The sequence below is a fragment of the Microbacterium terregens genome (assembly GCF_039534975.1).
GTDB lineage: Bacteria > Actinomycetota > Actinomycetes > Actinomycetales > Microbacteriaceae > Microbacterium > Microbacterium terregens.
The window spans coordinates 2,819,055-2,835,393 of sequence record NZ_BAAAWH010000001.1 but is presented as its reverse complement, the minus strand read 5'-3'; the positions used below and the strand labels follow the sequence as shown (position 1 = coordinate 2,835,393).

Below are 16,339 nucleotides of genomic sequence, written 5' to 3'. Positions count from 1 at the left end.
CCTCGGGTGACCGCGTCCGTCTTCTTCGCCAGGGCGGCCCCCTTGGATCAGGGACCGCGTCAGGCGGTCTTGCCGGCTTTGAGCATGTACCCGAAGCCGCGCTTGGTCTGGATGAGGGGTTCTGTGGAGTGCGGATCGATCTTGCGTCGCAGGTAGGAGATGTAGCTCTCGACGATGCCGGCATCCCCGTTGAAGTCGTACTCCCACACGTGGTCGAGGATCTGCGCCTTGGACAGCACGCGGTTGGGATTCAGCATCAGGTAGCGCAGCAACTTGAACTCGGTGGGGCTGAGGTCGATCGAGACGTCGCCGACCAGCACGTCGTGGGTGTCCTGGTCCATCGTGAGCTCGCCGGCGCGGATGACGGATTCCTCGTCGGCCTGCATGGTGCGGCGCAGGATCGCCTGGATGCGCGCGACGATCTCGTCGAGGCTGAACGGCTTGGTGACGTAGTCGTCGCCGCCGGCGTTGAGCCCGGCGATCTTGTCCTCGGTCTCGTCCTTCGCGGTGAGGAACAGGATCGGAGCGGTGTAGCCGGCGCCGCGGAGGCGCTTGGTCACGCTGAAGCCGTTCATGTCGGGCAGCATGACGTCGAGGATGATCAGGTCTGGTTCTTCTTCGAGGACGGCCGAGATCGTCTGGGCGCCGTTGGAGACGGCCCTGACCTGGAATCCGGCGAACCTGAGGCTCGTGATGAGCAGGTCGCGGATGTTCGGCTCGTCGTCGACGACCAGGATGCGCGGTGCGGTCATGCCCTCATTATTGCGTGGTCTCAGGTCAAGAGGTGGGAAGCTGGCGTGGCGACCGCCGGGCGGGGGCTCCGCTGTCCCGCTCTGCGGGCCGCGGCGGCGTGTTGTGGCAGGCGAGCGAGGGTGCGCGCGGGCAAGGGGCGGGCGGCGGGTATCGCGACGCCGGCTTCAGTCCAAGCAGGCGTGCACGGCGCGCTCCACGACGGGGCGCACATCGGCATCCGGGTCGATCGTCAGGCGGTGGAAGATGAGCCCGTCGCCGGCGGCCATGAGCGTGCGAACGGCCTCCGTCGGGTGGACGGCGCCGATGCCGCGGAGAAGGGCGGTCGTCCACTCGACGTACAACGCGCGCTGCTGAACGAGCGGCGCGAGCAGCTGCGGGTCGTTCATGCCCTCGAGGAAAAGGGCATACCGCGCTCGGGTGCGCCCGGCGAACAGCTGCGTCTGCGCGATGATGACCGCGGAAAGCGCATCGATCAGCTCGTCCGGTGTGCTGATCGCGGGTGCGCCCGCATCGGCGAAGTCGGCGCGCTCGTTCTCCGCGATCCACGTGACGAGACCGGCGACGAGTGCATCTCGTGTCCGGAACCAGTTCGACGTCGACCCCTTCGGCAGGCCGGCCCGCTCGTCCACGCGCGCGTGGGTGAGAGAGCGTATGCCTTCGTCTCCGACGAGCTCGAGGGCGGCATCCAGTGCTCTCTCACGTGTCCTGCTCACACGCCGACGATAGGCTGCGCGTCCCTACTACGGAAGTAGTGACACGGTACTATGAAAGTAGTATCCTTCCGCCATGGAAGAGAAGATGGATGCCGTCGCCATCGCCGATCGGACGCTCGAGATTCGCGGATTGAACGTGCGCATTCGCGAGGCGGGGTCGGGGATGCCGGTGCTGCTGCTGCACGGATTTCCGCAGAGCTCCCGGGAATGGGCGCCGGTGATGAAGGCGCTCGCCGGGCGTGCGCACCTGATCGCCCCCGACCTGCGGGGTGCCGGTCAGACCGACGCGCCGACGACCGGATACGAGCCGGCCACGGTCAAGGGCGACGTGATCGCCCTCCTGGACGCGCTCGGCCTGGACCGTGTCGATCTGGTCGCTCACGACTGGAGCGCCCTCGTCGGCTTCGACTTGTGCCTGGATCATCCTGAGCGCATCCGTCGGTACGTCGCCGTCGCGGTTCCGGCGCCGTACTTTCGAATGAGCCCGGCGCTCATGCGGGGGCTGATGAAGGCGATGCCGCACCTGTGGTTCCAGTGGGTGATCGCCACTCCGGGGCTGGGGCCGGCCCTGCTGTCGAAAGGGCGACAGCGACTCGCGCGGTGGCTCCTTCGTGGCTTCGAGATACGGCCGATGAACGACGCGGATGTGGCTGAGTACGTTCAGGCTCTGCGCGATCCTGCCCGGGCACGAGCGGCCTCGAAGCTCTACCGGGGCCTCATCCTCCCGGGATTCGTCAATGTCATCAGGGGAAAGTATCTCGGCCGAGTCCTGCAGACGCCGACGCTGGTGCTGTTCGGGTCGGACGATGCGCTGCTGCCCAAGGACGCGCTGACGGTTCGGCCGGAGGACGCACCCCATACGACGGTCGAATTCGTACCGGGCGGTGCGCACTTCCTCGTCGACGACAATCCGGTCGAGGTCGCTCGTCGCGTGCAGGCCTTTCTCGAGTTGCGGCCACCCGATCAGGGCTGATCGCCTCTGTCCTGCTCGCGGCGGTGGGCAGGGAAGCGCGTCGTTCCCCTGTCACGACCCGCGGCGTGCGTCGGCGTGTTGTGACAGCGGAGCGGCGGTGGGCAGGGAAGCGCGTCGTTCCCCTGTCACGACCCGCGGCGTGCGTCGGCGTGTTGTGACAGCGGAGCGGAGGTGGGCAGGGAAGCGCCGCGTTCCCCTGTCACGACCCGCGGCGTGGGTCGGCGTGTCGTGACAGCGGAGCGGCGGGGGCGGGGGAGCGCGGGCCGGGCAGGCGCGGCGCGGGGAGGGGCGGATGCCGGGTATCGCGAGGTCGGCTTCAGGCCAAGCAGGCGCGCACGGGCGTCAGGTGCCGCGCGGATGGACGGCGACGCAGCAGTGCCCGGCCCGCGGCTCGAGGGCGACCTCGCGATCGTCGCCCGCCCCGTCGGCGATGCCGCGCACCAGTTCGAGGTTCGCCCCGCAGATGAGGTCGGTGTGCCGCCCGGCGAGCGCGTGGAACGGGCAGTTCTCGAGCACGATGCCGCCGTCACCGTCATCGCGCGGCCCGTACCCGCACGCGCGCAGGGCGGTCTCGAACGGCGCGTGGGCGCGCCCGATCTCGGAGCCGGTCTCGCGTGCTTCCTCGGCGAGGGCGGTGCGCACCGGAATACCTTCTCGGTCGGCGCGCTCGGCCGCCGATGCCAGGAGGTCTCCGGCGAGTTCGTAGTGACGCTCGGGCGCGCTGGCGAGAAGATCGCCGGGTGCGGCGCTGTAGAGCTTGGTCGGCCGGCCCGCCCCCGGCCCGTTTCGGCCCGAGAGGCGGCGATGCTCGGCGGTCAGCAGTCCGGCCTCGACCAGGCGATCGAGATGAACCGCCGCGGTGCTGCGGGGGATGCCCACCGCGCCGGCCGCGGCATCCCGACTCAACGGCGACGCGGACGCGACGACCGCGCGATACAGCGCGCGCCGCACCGGTTCTCCGAGCGCGGCCAGCGCGTCCAGGTTGTTTCGCGCGAGGCCCGTCATGCATCCGAGCATAATCTAAAAATAGAAATCTTGACAAAAGAATTCTGCCGCCCTAAGGTCAGGCCAAGAGCAGTCAGAGGAGCGTGCCCATGTCCCTTCCGGCGTTGTCGTCCGACACCGATCGCATGCTCCAGGTCGTGGGCGCGACCCCCCGCGTCGACGAGCCGCGTGCGCGAGCCGCGGTCGAGGAGCTGCTTCGTGCGCTGGGACGGGACGTCGCGGCGGAGCACCTCACCGACACGCCGCGCCGGGTCGTGGACAGCCTGGTTGAGCTGCTGACTCCACAGGAATTCGCGATGACGACGTTCCCGAACGACGAGGACTACCGCGACCTCGTGCTGGTGCGCGGCATTCCGTTCACCTCCCTGTGCGAGCACCACATGCTGCCGTTCCAAGGGATCGCGGACGTCGGCTACCTTCCCGGCGACCGTCTGGTGGGGCTCTCGAAGCTCGCCCGGATCGTGGACTGGTACGCCCGAGACCTGCAGGTGCAAGAGCGCCTCACCGTGCAGATCGCCGACCACCTGGAGCACCAGCTTCGGCCGGCCGGCCTGGGTGTGGTGCTGCGTGCGGAACACCGGTGCATGTCGATGCGCGGCATTCGCGCCGCGGGGGCGGTGACCGAGACCTCCGTGTTCCGAGGCGCGATCGCGGGGGACGAGCGGATGCTGCGCCGATTCGAAGGCGCAACCTGATTCAGGCCGAGGAGCGGACATGACCAACATCGTGATCATCGGCGGTGGCGTGGCCGCCGGCACGGCCGCGAAGACCCTCGCCGCCGAGGGCTACGCCGGCGACGCGACGATCGTCACCGAGGAGGAGTACCCGCCGTACCAGCGCCCGCCCCTGTCGAAGGGATACCTCGCCGGCAAGGAGGGGGTGGATGCCGTGATCCTGCGTCCCCGGGAATGGTATGCCGACCACGGCATAGACCTGCGCACGTCGACGCGAGCGGTCGAGCTCGACACCGCGGCGCACCAGGTCGGTCTCGACGACGGTTCCCGGTTGGAGTACGACTCGCTGCTTCTGGCGACGGGCGCCTCGCCACGGTCGCTGCCGATCGAGGGCGCCGACCTGCCCGGCGTCCGGATGCTGCGACGACTCGACGACTCGGACGACCTTGCGGGTGAGCTGCGCGGGGGAGACAAGCGCCTGGTCGTGATCGGCTCGGGGTGGATCGGGATGGAAGTGGCGGCCACGGCGCGCGAGCTGGGCAACGAGGTCACCGTGCTCGAACGCGCCGCGGTTCCGCTGGCGGTCGCGCTCGGCGCGGAGATGGGCGAGGTCTTCCGCGCCTTGCATCTGCAGCACGGCGTCGATCTGCGCACGTCGGTGAACGTGGAGCGGATCGTGGGAACGGATCGGGCCGAGGGCGTGCTCGTAGACGGAGAGATCGTGCCCGCCGACATCGTGCTGATCGGGGTCGGCGCGGTGCCGAACACCGCCCTCGCCGCGCAGGCGGGGCTGCAGATCAACAACGGCATCCTCACCGACGCGGCGCTGCGCACGAGCGCGCCGGACGTCTTCGCCGCGGGCGACGTCGCGAACGCGTACCACCCGGTCATCCAACGGCACCTGCGCAGCGAGCACTGGGCCAACGCACTGAACGCCGGACCCGTGGCCGCCCGGTCGATGCTCGGCGAGCGCGTGTCGTTCGCCGACATCCCGTACTTCTACACCGATCAGTTCGACCTCGGGATGGAGCTGTCCGGTTACGCACCGCTGATGGCTGAGGCCGAGCTGATCGTGCGGGGCGACCTGGCCGCGCGGGAGTTCGTCGCGTTCTGGGTTGACCGAAAGCGGGTCGTGGGCGGCATGAACGTCAACGTGTGGGAGGTCAACGAAACCGTTCAGGACCTGATCCGGACGGGTCAGGTGGTCGATCCCCACGCCCTCGGTGATCCGTCCATCCCGCTGCAGAGCGTGCTCGCCGCGTGATGACCGCGCCGAGGATCGACTCGCCGATGCGCCGCATCGGAGGCCACCCGTTCGACTTCTCGCGACACATCGCGGTCATGGCGATCGTCAACCGCACCCCCGACTCGTTCTACGACCGCGGTGCGACCTTCACGCTGGATGCCGCGATCGACGCAGGGCACGGGGCCATCAGTTCCGGCGCCGAGATCGTCGACATCGGCGGCGTGAAGTTCGCCGCCGGTCCCGCGGTCCCGATCGACGACGAGATCGCCCGGGTCATCCCGGTCGTGCGCGCACTCGCGCCGCGCGCCGTCGTGAGCGTCGACACGTTCCACGCCGACGTCGCACGCGCCGCGATCGCGGCAGGGGCGAGCATCATCAACGACACCTCGGGCCTGCGCGATCCGGCGATGGCCGAGGTCATCGCCGAGAGCGAGGCCACCGTCGTGATCGCGCACAGCCTGGGAACGACGCCGCGAACACGCTTCGCCCCGCCGCAGTACGACGATGTGGTCGCGGAGGTCGCGAGCTTCCTCCGGGAGCGCGTCGAGTTCGCGGTCGCGCGAGGCATCCCGCGCGAGCGGATCATCGTCGATCCCGGACACGACCTGCACAAGAACACGCTCCACTCGCTGGAACTGACCGCCCGGCTCGCCGAGCTCACCGGTCCCGACGGCCTCGGTCTGCCGCTGCTGGTCGCACTCTCGAACAAGGACTTCGTGGGCGAGACGCTCGATCGCGACATCGGCGAACGGGTGGCCGGCTCGCTGTCGGCGGCCGTCTACTGTGCGATCCAGGGCGCTCGGATCATCCGCGCGCACAACGTTCCCGAGGCCGTGGACGCGATGCGCATGGTCGAGGCGATCCTGGGGTGGCGGGAGCCGGCGTACCTGGCGCACAACATGCCACCGGAGGAGGTGACGGATGCCGTCGCGTGAAGAGCTGGGAGCGATGTACGCGCTGCCGGACCGGAAGACCCCGCGGATCCGGATGAACTTCATCGCGAGTCTCGACGGCGCCGCAACCCTGGGAGGGCGCAGCGGCGACCTCGGCGGGCGTTCGGACCGGATGCTGATGCAGATTCTGCGCGCGATGGCCGACGTGATCCTGGTGGGGGCCGGCACCGTGCGGGCCGAGGGCTACGGCGGCACACGCGTCGAGGGCGCGGATGCTGAGTGGCGGCTGGCCCGGGGGCTGCCCGCACAACCTCGGCTCGCGGTGGTCTCCCGCTCACTGCGCATCGAGCCGCAGCATCCGTTCTTCGCCGATGCCGTCGTGCGCCCCCTCGTCGTGACGTGCGCAGGGGCGGATGCCGAGCGGCGGGCGGAGCTGGAGCGAGTGGCCGACGTGCTCGTGTGCGGGGCGGCAGCCGTCGACCTGGTCGCGATGCGCGACGCGCTGGCCGACCGCGGCTTGCGGCAAGTGCTGTGCGAGGGCGGCCCGCACCTGTTCGGCGCGCTGCGCGACGCGCGGCTGGTGGACGAGGTGTGTCTCACGGTGGCCCCGCGACTGGTGGGCGGGGATGCCGGCCGCATCCTGCGCGGCGTCGACGAGGAGGCGGGGCAGGTGCGTCTGCTCCACGCGATCCCCGACGACGAGGGCTTCGTCCTGCTGCGCTACGCGACCTGAGGTGCGCCGGTCACGCCGCGATCGCGTGCGCGTCCAGGATCGTGTAGCTGTAGCCCTGCTCGGCGAGGAACCGCTGCCGGTTCTGCGCGAAGTCCTGATCCACGGTGTCCCGCGCGATGAGCGTGTAGAAGCTCGCCGTGCGACCGGATTCCTTGGGCCGCAGCAGCCGTCCGAGGCGCTGCGCCTCTTCTTGGCGTGATCCGAACGATCCGGACACCTGGATGGCGACGGATGCCTCGGGCAGGTCGATCGAGAAGTTGGCGACCTTGGAGACCACGAGCAGGGTGATCTCCCCTTCGCGGAAGGCGCCGTAGAGCCGCTCCCGCTCGTCGACCGGTGTCGCACCGGTGATCTGGGGGGCGTCGAGGGCCTCGGCGAGGATGTCGATCTGGTCGAGGTACTGCCCGATGACGAGGATCCGCTCGCCCTCGTGGCGTTCGACGAGCTGGCGGACCACGCCGATCTTCGCGTGCGCGGTGGCCGCGAGCCGGTAGCGCTCGTCGTCGGCGGCCGCCGCGTACTCGAGGCGATCGTCGGCCGGCAGATCCACGCGCACCTCGTAGCAGGCTGCGGGGGAGATGAAGCCCTGGGCCTCGATCTCTTTCCACGGGGCGTCGAACCGCTTCGGCCCGATGAGGCTGAAGACATCCCCCTCGCGGCCGTCCTCGCGCACGAGGGTCGCCGTCAGGCCCAGGCGACGGCGCGCCTGCAGATCGGCGGTCAGCTTGAAGACCGGCGCGGGGAGCAGGTGGACCTCGTCGTAGACGATGAGGCCCCAGTCCAGCGCGTCCAGCAGGGCGAGGTGCGCGTACTGCCCGGACCGCTTGGCGGTGAGGATCTGGTACGTCGCAATCGTCACGGGCTTGATCTCCTTCATCTGCCCCGAGTACTCGCCGATCTCTTCGGCGGTCAGGGAGGTGCGCTTGAGCAGCTCGTCGCGCCACTGGCGCGCGCTCACCGTGTTCGTCACCAGGATCAGGGTCGTCGTCTTCGTGTCGGCCATCGCGGCAGCACCGACCAGGGTCTTGCCGGCCCCACAGGGAAGCACGACGACACCGGACCCTCCTTCGGTGAAGATGTCCACGGCCTGACGCTGGTACGGACGCAGCGTCCAGTTGGTCTCATCGAGCTCGATCGGGTGGGGCGTGCCCGGTGTGTAGCCGGCGAGGTCCTCGGCCGGCCAGCCGATCTTGAGCAGCTCCTGTTTGATCTGCCCGCGGGCCCAGGCGTCGATCACGAACGACTCCGGGGACGGACGTCCGATCAGCAGCGGCTGAATGCGCTTGTTGCGTGACACCTCGGTCAGGACCGCCGTGTCCGTCGCGGTCAGGAGGAGCTCGCCCTCCGGGTTGCGCTCGATCGTCAGGCGCCCATAGCGTCCCACGGTCTCGCGGATGTCGATAGACACCGAGGGCGGTACCGGAAAGCGCGACCAGCGCTCGAGCGTCTCGAGCATGTCTTCGGCATCGTGACCGGCCGCGCGTGCGTTCCACAGGCCCAGTCGAGTGATGCGGTAGGTGTGGATGTGCTCGGGGGCGCGCTCGAGTTCCGCGAAGATCGCGAGCTCGTGGCGCGCCGACTCGGCGTCCGGGTGTGCCACTTCGAGGAGCACAGTCCGGTCGCTCTGCACGATGAGAGGGCCGTCAGACATAAGGGTCAATTCTAGCCCGGCAGCGGCGTCGGCGGCTCGCGGCGGCTGTGGGGGAGTGAGTCACGCTCAGAGCGCGGGACGGACGCTGACGATGCTCGAGACGGGAAGGGTGCGCTCCACGTCCGCGCCGCGGTCGCGCCCGCGCAGGCGGCCGCCGCCGAGCCCCGAGGCTTCGAGTGTGAGTGACCGCTCGGTGCCGTCCGGCATCAGGACGACGACGATGATCGCCGACTTCATGCGGACGGCCTGTTCCAGCTCACGGCCCAGCCACGCCGCATCGGCATCCGATTCGTGCCCGGCGCGGAGTGCGCCGATCAGACGCGCGTACACATCGCGAGGCTCCGCCGGAGCTGCGGCCTCAGCGGCGCGTGCACGGCGATGAAGGGATTCGGGTGCGCCGGCGGCATCCAGCGCCACGACCGGATAGCGGGCGTCAGCGAGAGCCCAGTACACGGAGTCGCGGACGGCCCGGGAGACGAGCTCGTGCCCGTCGCGTACGAAGCCGAGTGGCCGCAGGGCCTGGTCGACCAGGATCGTGTCGCGCAGTGCCAGATCGGTGGCTTCGAGGCGCGTGCGACCGGATGCCTCGTCCGTGCGTACCCGGATCAGCCCATGCCGCGCGGCGGTGCTGTCGACGAGGTAGTCCAGAGGCTGGGGGATGCCGGTCAGCGAGATGGCACCGAGGAATGAGCGGATCGACTCGGCCGTCTCGCCCTCGGTCATGCCCGCGCCGAGGGACTCCGTGCTGAACCGGTAGGTGGAGGCCTGGGCCCTCGATTCGCGGACCGCGATCGTGCGGAGTCGCAGGTCGAGCGCGGGCGCGAGGGGGCCCGGGGCGATCGCCGTCAGATCCGCCTGCAGGTAGACGCGGTCGATCTCGGCGGGCAGGTGCGCGGCGAGCGTCTCGGTGTCGGGCTCTCCGCCCGCGCGGAGGGATGACGTCCACGCCGGCTCCGTGCCGGCGGGCGTGATCAGGCCCCACATCTCGGCGATGCGCCGCAGACGCGCCGCGCGGTCGGCCCACTCCGTGTGCAGGGGGTAGGCGTCCGCCCACGCGTCCGGTGTTCGGAATCCGCCCTCGGGGGTGCGCAGGCCGGGGGGAAGAGCCGCCCGCAGTCCGACGGCGACGCTCGACCAGCGGCGAGTCGTCGTCGCTTCGAGCCACTCCAGCCCCGCGCCGGTGACGATCCATTCGCGGCCCACCGGCATCACGAGGTCGGCTGCCTCGGCCGCGGCCACAAGGTCGTCGATGTCCTCGGCGGAGCCCAGGACTCCGGCATCCATCAGGCGCCGACGATCGACCGCACTCACCGCACCCGTGCCGGTGCGCGACAGCGGCGTGTGCAGCCCCGCGAGCAGGACGTCCGCGACGATGCCGACCGTCGTGAACGCACGTTCGGCCGCAGCGGCGGCATCGGCGGCGTCGGCGAGGGCGACGGAGCTGTCGGGCTCGGCCACGAATGCCTCGGGGCGCGCCGCGACGAGCGAGCGCACCCGTGCGCCGACCGCGGCGTAGGGCGCGGCGGTGTCGCCGACGAGGGCCAGAGACTGCAGCAGTTCGGCGTCGCTCGCGTCGACTGCCGAGCCCTCCAGGGCTTCGGCCAGTGACACGAGGGCGGTGCGGGGGAGGCGTGCCACAGCGCGTTCCACCGACGCGGGATCCAGCATCCCGGCCGCGGCGTCGAAGAAGTCGTGCCAATTCGCCGCCGGAGCGACACCGCGCTCAGCGAACGTGTGAGCGAGTGCGTCGTCGTCGGTGGACGCGAGGCGTATGGCGAGTGCGCGCTCGTCGGAGACCATTCAGTTCCCCCGGTTGGCTCGCGCCCTTCGCACGAAAGTCATGATCAGCAGCGCCACGATCATGAGGAACGCGACGGGAAGGGCGATCAGCGGAAGCAGAGCCACGACGGGCCAGAGGCCCTCGGTGAAGTCAGTCACGCCGGCAGGACGAGCGATGATGACCGCGACGAAGCACCCGATCGACAAGACCGCCAGACCCAGTGACATGAAGGCCAGAATGCGGTCGAGGCGGCGAATCGGAATGTCCCCGCCAGGGGTGCGCGTGCTCATTGGGCACAGCCTATCGGGTGTCGGGCGTGCCGTAGGCTGTGGGCAGGGCCGATCGGCTCCGGTTCCGCCATGCCCATCGCACGAGGGCGCACGACACAGCGAGGTTTCCATGCCCACCGGCAAGGTCAGGTTCTACGACGAGGAGAAGGGGTTCGGCTTCATCGCATCCGATGACGGCCAGGACGTCTTCCTGCATGCGACCGCCCTGCCCGCCGACGCACCAGCACCGAAGGCGGGAACCCGTCTGGAGTTCGGCGTGGCAGACGGCAAGCGCGGACTTCAGGCACTGTCCGTGCGGGTCCTGGAGGCCCCTCCGAGTCTTGCCAAGGCGCAGCGCAAGCCCGCCGACGACATGGCGATCATCGTCGAGGATCTCGTGAAGCTGCTCGACGGCATCGGTGGAGATCTCCGCCGGGGCCGCTACCCGAGCGGTGCGCACGGCAAGAAGGTCGCGGCCGTGCTGCGCAAGGTCGCCGATGACTTCGACGCCTGAGCCGATCGACGAGACGACAGCACGGGAGCTGGCGCTGGCCGCTCTGCGCGAGATCACGCCGGCGTCGACCATCGGAGACCTCGCCGAGGCGACGGTGCATGACGACGGCGTTCTCACGCTGAGGTTCGACAACCGCATGGAGGGGTATCCGGGCTGGTTCTGGACCGTGAGCCTCGCGCAGGTCGAGGATTCCGCGCCGACGGTGCTCGAAGTCGAGCTCGTCCCCGGTAACGGCGCGCTGATCGCGCCGGACTGGCTGCCGTGGGCCGAGCGCCTGGCCGAGTATCAGGCGACGCAGGCCGCGCTGGCGGCCCAGGGCCTCGCCACCGATGATCTGGACGTCGCCGACGAGGACGATGACGATGACGATCTCGACGACGTGGACGATCTGGATGCCGCGGACTTCGACAACGACGGCTCGCCGATCCTGCACTCCGGCGATGTGGACGGCGTCGACATCGACGAACTCTCGGATGACGCGGACGACGACGACGATGATGACGATGACGATGACGATGACGATGATGACGACGACGACGACGATGATGACGATGACGATGACGACGACGACGATGACGAGTCGGATGCGGACTTCGCGATCCAGGACCGCTCGAGGTCGTGACTGAGTAGAGGTCTCGGTACGGGCGCTGCGCGCCCTACTCGACGTTGGACCTGGACCTGGGCTTGGCCTTGGACTTGGACCGTTCGACGTCGGAACCCGGTAGAGGTCTCGATACGGGCGCTGCGCGCCCTACTCGACCTTGGACTTGGACCTGGACCGTTCGACGTTGGAACTCGGGAGAGGTCTCGATACGGGCGCTGCGCGCCCTACTCGACCTTGACCCGAAGCGCGTCAACGCTTCGCATTGACCCGCTTCGCGTCAAGCACGAAATCGATGCTGCGGATGAGCTGGCGAACATCGTCGGGCTCGATCGAGACGAACGTGGCGACGCGCAGCTGGTTGCGACCGAGCTTGCGGTACGGCTCGGTGTCGACAATGCCGTTGGCGCGCAGTGTCGCGGCGATGGCCGCGGCATCCACCGAATCGTCGAAGTCGATCGTGACGACCACGGGCGAGCGATCGGCCGGGTCCGCCACGAACGGGGTGGCCACCTCGGATGCTTCGGCCCACTCGTACAGCGCGTTCGAGGACTCCCGCGTTCTGGAGTCGGCCCAGGCGAGTCCGCCGTTGCCGAGGATCCACTGCAGCTGCTCGTCCAGCAGGAACAGCGTGGTCAGTGCCGGGGTGTTCAGGGTCTGGTTCAGGCGGGAGTTGTCCAGCGCGTTCTTCAGGCTCAAGAACTCGGGGATGTATCGGCCGGATGCCGCAATCCGCTCGATCCGCTCGATCGCTGCGGGTGAGACGATCGCGAACCAGAGGCCGCCGTCGGAGCCGAGGTTCTTCTGCGGCGCGAAGTAGTACACGTCCGCCTGGCCGGCCTCGAAGTCGATGCCGCCCGCGGCACTGGTGGCATCGATGACCGTCAGCGCGCCCGCATCGCCGGCGACGCGCGTGATGGGTGCGGCGACACCGGTGGAGGTCTCGTTGTGCGGCCACGCGTACACGTCGACGCCGCTGACGGCCTCGGCGGTGGAGCGGGTGCCGGCCGGCACCCTGCGGACATCCGGCGCCTCGAGCCACGGAGCCTTCGCGGCGGCGGCGAACTTGCCGCCGAATTCACCGAACACCAGGTTCTGACTGCGTCGTTCGATCAGGCCGAAGGCCGCGGCATCCCAGAACGCCGTCGAGCCGCCGTTGCCGACGAGAACCTCGTAGCCCTCCGGGCCGCGAAACAGATCCGCGAGGTGCGAACGGACGTCACCGACCAGATTCTTCACCGGCGCCTGGCGGTGCGAGGTTCCCAGCAGCGCCGCCCCGCGCGTGACGAGCCCCTCCAGCTGCGCGCCGCGCACCTTCGAAGGGCCGCAGCCGAATCGTCCGTCGGCGGGCAGCAGATCGCTCGGAATCACGAGGTGGGGCATCCTTCGATTCTAAGGTCGCGAGCACGGTGCCCTTTCTCGCCGTGTCATACCGGGACGCGTGCACCGCCGATGACAGGCGCCGGTGCGCACCGGTGTTTCCCGGATGGCGCGGCTATGGTTGCCGCACGGGGCCCGGTCGGGCTCCCGAGCAGAGGGCGTCATCGTGTCAGATAAGTCCCCCAAGAAATCGTCCGCCAAGACCGCCGCGTCGCGCACTCTGAAAGAGAAGCGCGCCGACAAGAAGGCCAAGGGCGCAGGTCGCGCCGGCAACGACGTGACCGACGCGACACGCAAGTAGACCCGGGGCCGCGCTCGCGGCCCGGTTTCGTCCTCGCGGCCCGTAAGAGAGCGCGCGCCGCGAGGCTGAGTACGTGCCAGCACCCGCCGGCCGTCGTCCGTGCAGGACTGGCTAGGCTTGCCTTGCACTATTTCCGCGTCTGCGAGGCACAATGACCGACCTGATCGACACGACAGAGATGTATCTGCGCACGATCCTCGAACTCGAGGAAGAGAACATCGTTCCCCTGCGTGCGCGCATCTCCGAGCGACTCGGTCACTCGGGTCCCACGGTGTCGCAGACCGTCGGACGGATGGAGCGCGACGGTCTCGTCGTCGTCTCCGAAGACCGCACCCTCGAGCTGACCGACAGCGGTCGTCAGAAGGCCGCGGACGTGATGCGCAAGCATCGGCTCGCCGAGCGGCTGCTCTCCGACGTCATCGGCCTGGACTGGGCTTATGTGCACGAAGAGGCCTGCCGCTGGGAGCACGTCATGAGTGAGCAGGTCGAGCGGCGCCTGGTCGAGCTGCTCGGGCATCCCACCGAATCCCCGTACGGCAACCCGATCCCGGGGCTGGACCAGCTCGGCGACATGCCGGCCAAGACCTTCGAGCAGGGGGTCATCGGTCTCGTGCGGCGCCTCAACGATGCGGGCGGGCCGATCACCGGCACCGTGCGACGACTCGCCGAGCCCGTGCAGGTCGATCCCGAGCTGCTGCAGCAGCTCAAGGCCGCGGGCGTCCTGCCGGGAAGAACCGGCGACTACCGCTACAGCGAGGGCTACGTCCTGGTGCAGATGGACGGCAACGACGAAGGCCTCGAGTTGCCCGTCGAGATCGCGTCCCACATCTTCCTCGTCGACGACTCCCGCTGAGTCGCGCCGTCGATGTGCGGTGAGGGATGCCGCGGCATCCCTCACCGTGCATCACATGCGCAGGACCTTGCCAGTCGCCCAGCGTGACATATTCGTTACCTTCAGGTAGCGTGAGGGAGTCCACAGGCGAGAAGCCCGCCGTCGGACGCCACACGGATTGCCTCCCCGGTTCGTCGTCCATGTGGTCCCACCTGCATCGTGCCCCGACATCGAATGCTGACGAGCCAGTACCTGCGGGTGCGGAGGCGCCGGAGGAACTATTGGCTGAAGAAATACACTCGCCCGCGACCGACCCCCAGCGCGAAGAGACCAGTCTCACGCGCCGCGTCCGCGGACGAAGCAGCGCTGCGGCGCGCACCAAGACTGCTGTCGCCCCCCGTCCCAAGAAGCAGCGAGCCGCTCGTACGGCACCTGCGGGGCGTGCGTCGGGCAAGAAATCCGGACCGCTGCGCAGTCTGGTCATCCTCAGCATGGTCGGCGGTCTGATCGCCACGGTCGCTCTGCCCGCGTACGGCGCCTGGAGCCCCGAGTCCGATTCCGTCACGCTGCAGCAGGTCGCCGCCGACGATGCGCAGTCGCTGCTGGTCGCCTCGGACTCCACCGGAGCAGCCTTCGCACGCGAGAGCTATTCGGCCACGACGCAGGAAGAGATCGATCAGCGCAAGGCCGAAGAGGCAGCGGCAGCAGCCGCCGAGGCCCGTGCGCGTCTGACCACGTCCGTGTCGGCGGGACTTCCCGTCAACATCGCCCTCGTCTCGCCCGGCAGCGGCGAAGTGCGCTGGCCCCTTCTGAACTTCACCCTCGGTCGCGGACTGTGGGACTCCGGCTATCACCAGGGAGTCGACCTGCTCGCGTCGGGCGGCACCCCGATCTACGCCGCCGCCGCCGGTGTCGTGAGCGTCTCGCAGGAGAGCTACGGCGGGTACGGCGTGGCGGTCTCGATCGACCACGTTCTGGCCGGACAGTCGGTCAACACCCTCTACGGCCACATGACCTACGGCAGCCGGCAGGTGTCCGCGGGACAGTACGTCGAGGCCGGGCAGATCATCGGTCTCGTCGGCAGCACGGGCAGCTCCACCGCCAACCACCTCCACTTCGAGGTGCACATCAACGGTGGCGTCGTCGACCCGTGGGCGTGGCTCCAGGCCAACGCCGGCTGACCGGATCGGGCGTTCGCAGGCCTTGCGAACGCCGTCATCGGCCGACACGCCCCGGTATGTTCATCCGGTGCTGCGACCCGTGCAGGTTTCGCGTGCGTTAGCCTGAAACCCGACGCTGAAAGAAAGCGGAGGGCGCCGATGGACCGCACACCACGCATCCGAACCATGGATGCGATTGGACGCTACGTCCTTCGGCATTGCACGAGTGACTGCCGCGGCATTGCCGTGGCGCCAAGGCGCTGTCTGTAGACAGCGCTTTTTTCATGCCCCTGCGCACCTCGAAACGTCTCGAAAGTCGAATCACCGGGAAGCCGTCCCGGCCGTTCGAGAGGATGAGGAATGCGCACTCTGGTGCTCAACGCGGGCTACGAACCGCTCGCTGTCGTGTCGTTCAAGCGGGCTCTCGTGCTCGTGATGAACGAGAAAGCCGTGGTCGTCGAGCATGTCGACGGTGAACCCGTCTGGGCTGCGCGCAGACCCTACGACCGCCCTGCCGTGATCCTGCTGACGCGCTATGTGCGCGTCCCCGGGGGCAGGCACGTCCCGGTGACCAGACGCGGAGTGCTGCGCCGCGACGCGCACCGCTGCGGATACTGCGGCAAGGCGGCATCCACCATCGACCACATCCTGCCCAGATCCCGAGGCGGGGCGGACACGTGGGAGAACCTCGTGGCCTGCTGCCTGCGCTGCAACAACCTCAAGGGTGACCGCACGCCGCAGGAGATGCGGTGGGACCTGCTGATCACGCCGCGGCCGCCGCGGGGGGTCCAATGGACGGTGCGCGGCACCGACCGAACGGATCCGTGCTGGGAGCCCTACCTGGCCCTGGCCGCATAGCGC

Annotated in this window: 18 protein-coding genes; 11 read left to right on the top strand and 7 right to left on the bottom strand. The window is 69.1% G+C overall.

What is annotated here, in order from left to right; genetic code table 11:
* Window positions 1-59: 59 nt before the first annotated feature.
* Together ABD655_RS13135 and ABD655_RS13130 are read right to left on the bottom strand one after the other, a co-directional pair.
* Window positions 60-752, bottom strand: a complete 693-nt coding sequence (locus ABD655_RS13135) for a response regulator transcription factor (protein ID WP_344714589.1) — start codon at window positions 750-752, stop codon at window positions 60-62.
* 165 nt (window positions 753-917) lie between these two features.
* Window positions 918-1,466 (bottom strand): TetR/AcrR family transcriptional regulator, encoded by a 549-nt coding sequence (locus tag ABD655_RS13130; protein WP_344714587.1) that lies wholly within the window; start codon window positions 1,464-1,466, stop codon window positions 918-920.
* A 73-nt stretch (window positions 1,467-1,539) separates the two neighbouring features.
* On the opposite strand from ABD655_RS13130, the gene ABD655_RS13125 reads away from it, so the two are divergent.
* Window positions 1,540-2,439, top strand: a complete 900-nt coding sequence (locus tag ABD655_RS13125; protein WP_344714586.1) for an alpha/beta fold hydrolase — start codon at window positions 1,540-1,542, stop codon at window positions 2,437-2,439.
* A gap of 342 nt (window positions 2,440-2,781) precedes the next feature.
* On the opposite strand, the gene ABD655_RS13120 is transcribed toward ABD655_RS13125, so the two are convergent.
* The gene (locus ABD655_RS13120) at window positions 2,782-3,444 is read right to left on the bottom strand and encodes a helix-turn-helix transcriptional regulator (RefSeq protein WP_344714584.1); all 663 of its coding nucleotides are present in this window, start codon (window positions 3,442-3,444) and stop codon (window positions 2,782-2,784) included.
* Between the two features lie 89 nt (window positions 3,445-3,533).
* Here ABD655_RS13120 and folE point away from each other — a divergent pair, with 89 nt between their 5' ends.
* From folE to ABD655_RS13100, 4 genes are read left to right on the top strand one after another with little or no spacing between them, the layout of a single operon-like run.
* Window positions 3,534-4,139: a GTP cyclohydrolase I gene (folE, locus tag ABD655_RS13115; RefSeq protein ID WP_344714583.1), complete on the top strand. Its 606-nt coding sequence runs from the start codon at window positions 3,534-3,536 to the stop codon at window positions 4,137-4,139.
* Between the two features lie 19 nt (window positions 4,140-4,158).
* On the top strand, window positions 4,159-5,382 hold the full coding sequence (locus ABD655_RS13110) for an NAD(P)/FAD-dependent oxidoreductase (RefSeq protein WP_344714581.1): 1,224 nt from the start codon (window positions 4,159-4,161) through the stop codon (window positions 5,380-5,382).
* Window positions 5,383-5,408: 26 nt separating this feature from the next.
* A complete protein-coding gene (gene folP / locus ABD655_RS13105) occupies window positions 5,409-6,299 on the top strand; it encodes a dihydropteroate synthase (RefSeq protein ID WP_344714579.1) in 891 nt (296 codons plus the stop codon).
* Complete coding sequence (locus ABD655_RS13100) at window positions 6,286-6,990, top strand: pyrimidine reductase family protein (RefSeq protein WP_344714578.1); 705 nt, start codon at window positions 6,286-6,288, stop codon at window positions 6,988-6,990. The genes folP and ABD655_RS13100 overlap by 14 nt, the downstream gene beginning before the upstream one ends.
* Before the next feature lie 10 nt (window positions 6,991-7,000).
* Here the strand turns inward: ABD655_RS13100 and ABD655_RS13095 are convergent, their stop codons facing one another.
* The 3 genes from ABD655_RS13095 to ABD655_RS13085 form a co-directional block, all read right to left on the bottom strand.
* A complete protein-coding gene (locus ABD655_RS13095) occupies window positions 7,001-8,641 on the bottom strand; it encodes a DNA repair helicase XPB (protein WP_344714576.1) in 1,641 nt (546 codons plus the stop codon).
* 66 nt (window positions 8,642-8,707) lie between these two features.
* The gene (locus ABD655_RS13090) at window positions 8,708-10,441 is read right to left on the bottom strand and encodes a helicase-associated domain-containing protein (RefSeq protein WP_344714574.1); all 1,734 of its coding nucleotides are present in this window, start codon (window positions 10,439-10,441) and stop codon (window positions 8,708-8,710) included.
* Window positions 10,442-10,711, bottom strand: coding sequence for a multidrug ABC transporter ATPase (locus tag ABD655_RS13085; protein ID WP_344714572.1), 270 nt, complete (start codon window positions 10,709-10,711; stop codon window positions 10,442-10,444).
* Between the two features lie 109 nt (window positions 10,712-10,820).
* On the opposite strand from ABD655_RS13085, the gene ABD655_RS13080 reads away from it, so the two are divergent.
* Window positions 10,821-11,204, top strand: coding sequence for a cold-shock protein (locus ABD655_RS13080; protein ID WP_344714570.1), 384 nt, complete (start codon window positions 10,821-10,823; stop codon window positions 11,202-11,204).
* On the top strand, window positions 11,188-11,826 hold the full coding sequence (locus tag ABD655_RS13075; RefSeq protein WP_344714568.1) for a DUF3027 domain-containing protein: 639 nt from the start codon (window positions 11,188-11,190) through the stop codon (window positions 11,824-11,826). Before ABD655_RS13080 ends, ABD655_RS13075 begins: the two co-directional genes overlap by 17 nt.
* A gap of 231 nt (window positions 11,827-12,057) precedes the next feature.
* Here the strand turns inward: ABD655_RS13075 and serC are convergent, their stop codons facing one another.
* Complete coding sequence (gene serC, locus ABD655_RS13070) at window positions 12,058-13,188, bottom strand: phosphoserine transaminase (RefSeq protein WP_344714566.1); 1,131 nt, start codon at window positions 13,186-13,188, stop codon at window positions 12,058-12,060.
* Between the two features lie 163 nt (window positions 13,189-13,351).
* On the opposite strand from serC, the gene ABD655_RS13065 reads away from it, so the two are divergent.
* From ABD655_RS13065 to ABD655_RS13050, 4 genes are all read left to right on the top strand, one after another.
* Window positions 13,352-13,486, top strand: coding sequence for a hypothetical protein (locus tag ABD655_RS13065; protein ID WP_344714564.1), 135 nt, complete (start codon window positions 13,352-13,354; stop codon window positions 13,484-13,486).
* 151 nt (window positions 13,487-13,637) lie between these two features.
* Entirely contained in the window at window positions 13,638-14,339 is a 702-nt protein-coding gene (locus ABD655_RS13060; RefSeq protein WP_344714561.1) for an iron-dependent transcriptional repressor DtxR, read from the top strand.
* Between the two features lie 260 nt (window positions 14,340-14,599).
* Window positions 14,600-15,499 carry a M23 family metallopeptidase gene (locus ABD655_RS13055; RefSeq protein ID WP_344714559.1) on the top strand — a complete coding sequence of 300 codons (900 nt, stop codon included), beginning with the start codon at window positions 14,600-14,602 and terminating at the stop codon, window positions 15,497-15,499.
* A 339-nt stretch (window positions 15,500-15,838) separates the two neighbouring features.
* Window positions 15,839-16,336: an HNH endonuclease gene (locus ABD655_RS13050; protein WP_344714558.1), complete on the top strand. Its 498-nt coding sequence runs from the start codon at window positions 15,839-15,841 to the stop codon at window positions 16,334-16,336.
* Window positions 16,337-16,339: the final 3 nt, after the last annotated feature.

Coding starts and splice junctions, on each gene's coding strand:
- ABD655_RS13135 (WP_344714589.1), bottom strand. CDS start 752: ATGACCGCACCGCGCATCCTGGTCGTCGACGACGAGCCGAACATCCGC.
- ABD655_RS13125 (WP_344714586.1), top strand. CDS start 1,540: ATGGAAGAGAAGATGGATGCCGTCGCCATCGCCGATCGGACGCTCGAG.
- ABD655_RS13120 (WP_344714584.1), bottom strand. CDS start 3,444: ATGACGGGCCTCGCGCGAAACAACCTGGACGCGCTGGCCGCGCTCGGA.
- folE (WP_344714583.1), top strand. CDS start 3,534: ATGTCCCTTCCGGCGTTGTCGTCCGACACCGATCGCATGCTCCAGGTC.
- ABD655_RS13110 (WP_344714581.1), top strand. CDS start 4,159: ATGACCAACATCGTGATCATCGGCGGTGGCGTGGCCGCCGGCACGGCC.
- folP (WP_344714579.1), top strand. CDS start 5,409: ATGCGCCGCATCGGAGGCCACCCGTTCGACTTCTCGCGACACATCGCG.
- ABD655_RS13100 (WP_344714578.1), top strand. CDS start 6,286: ATGCCGTCGCGTGAAGAGCTGGGAGCGATGTACGCGCTGCCGGACCGG.
- ABD655_RS13095 (WP_344714576.1), bottom strand. CDS start 8,641: ATGTCTGACGGCCCTCTCATCGTGCAGAGCGACCGGACTGTGCTCCTC.
- ABD655_RS13090 (WP_344714574.1), bottom strand. CDS start 10,441: ATGGTCTCCGACGAGCGCGCACTCGCCATACGCCTCGCGTCCACCGAC.
- ABD655_RS13085 (WP_344714572.1), bottom strand. CDS start 10,711: ATGAGCACGCGCACCCCTGGCGGGGACATTCCGATTCGCCGCCTCGAC.
- ABD655_RS13080 (WP_344714570.1), top strand. CDS start 10,821: ATGCCCACCGGCAAGGTCAGGTTCTACGACGAGGAGAAGGGGTTCGGC.
- ABD655_RS13075 (WP_344714568.1), top strand. CDS start 11,188: ATGACTTCGACGCCTGAGCCGATCGACGAGACGACAGCACGGGAGCTG.
- serC (WP_344714566.1), bottom strand. CDS start 13,188: ATGCCCCACCTCGTGATTCCGAGCGATCTGCTGCCCGCCGACGGACGA.
- ABD655_RS13060 (WP_344714561.1), top strand. CDS start 13,638: ATGACCGACCTGATCGACACGACAGAGATGTATCTGCGCACGATCCTC.
- ABD655_RS13050 (WP_344714558.1), top strand. CDS start 15,839: ATGCGCACTCTGGTGCTCAACGCGGGCTACGAACCGCTCGCTGTCGTG.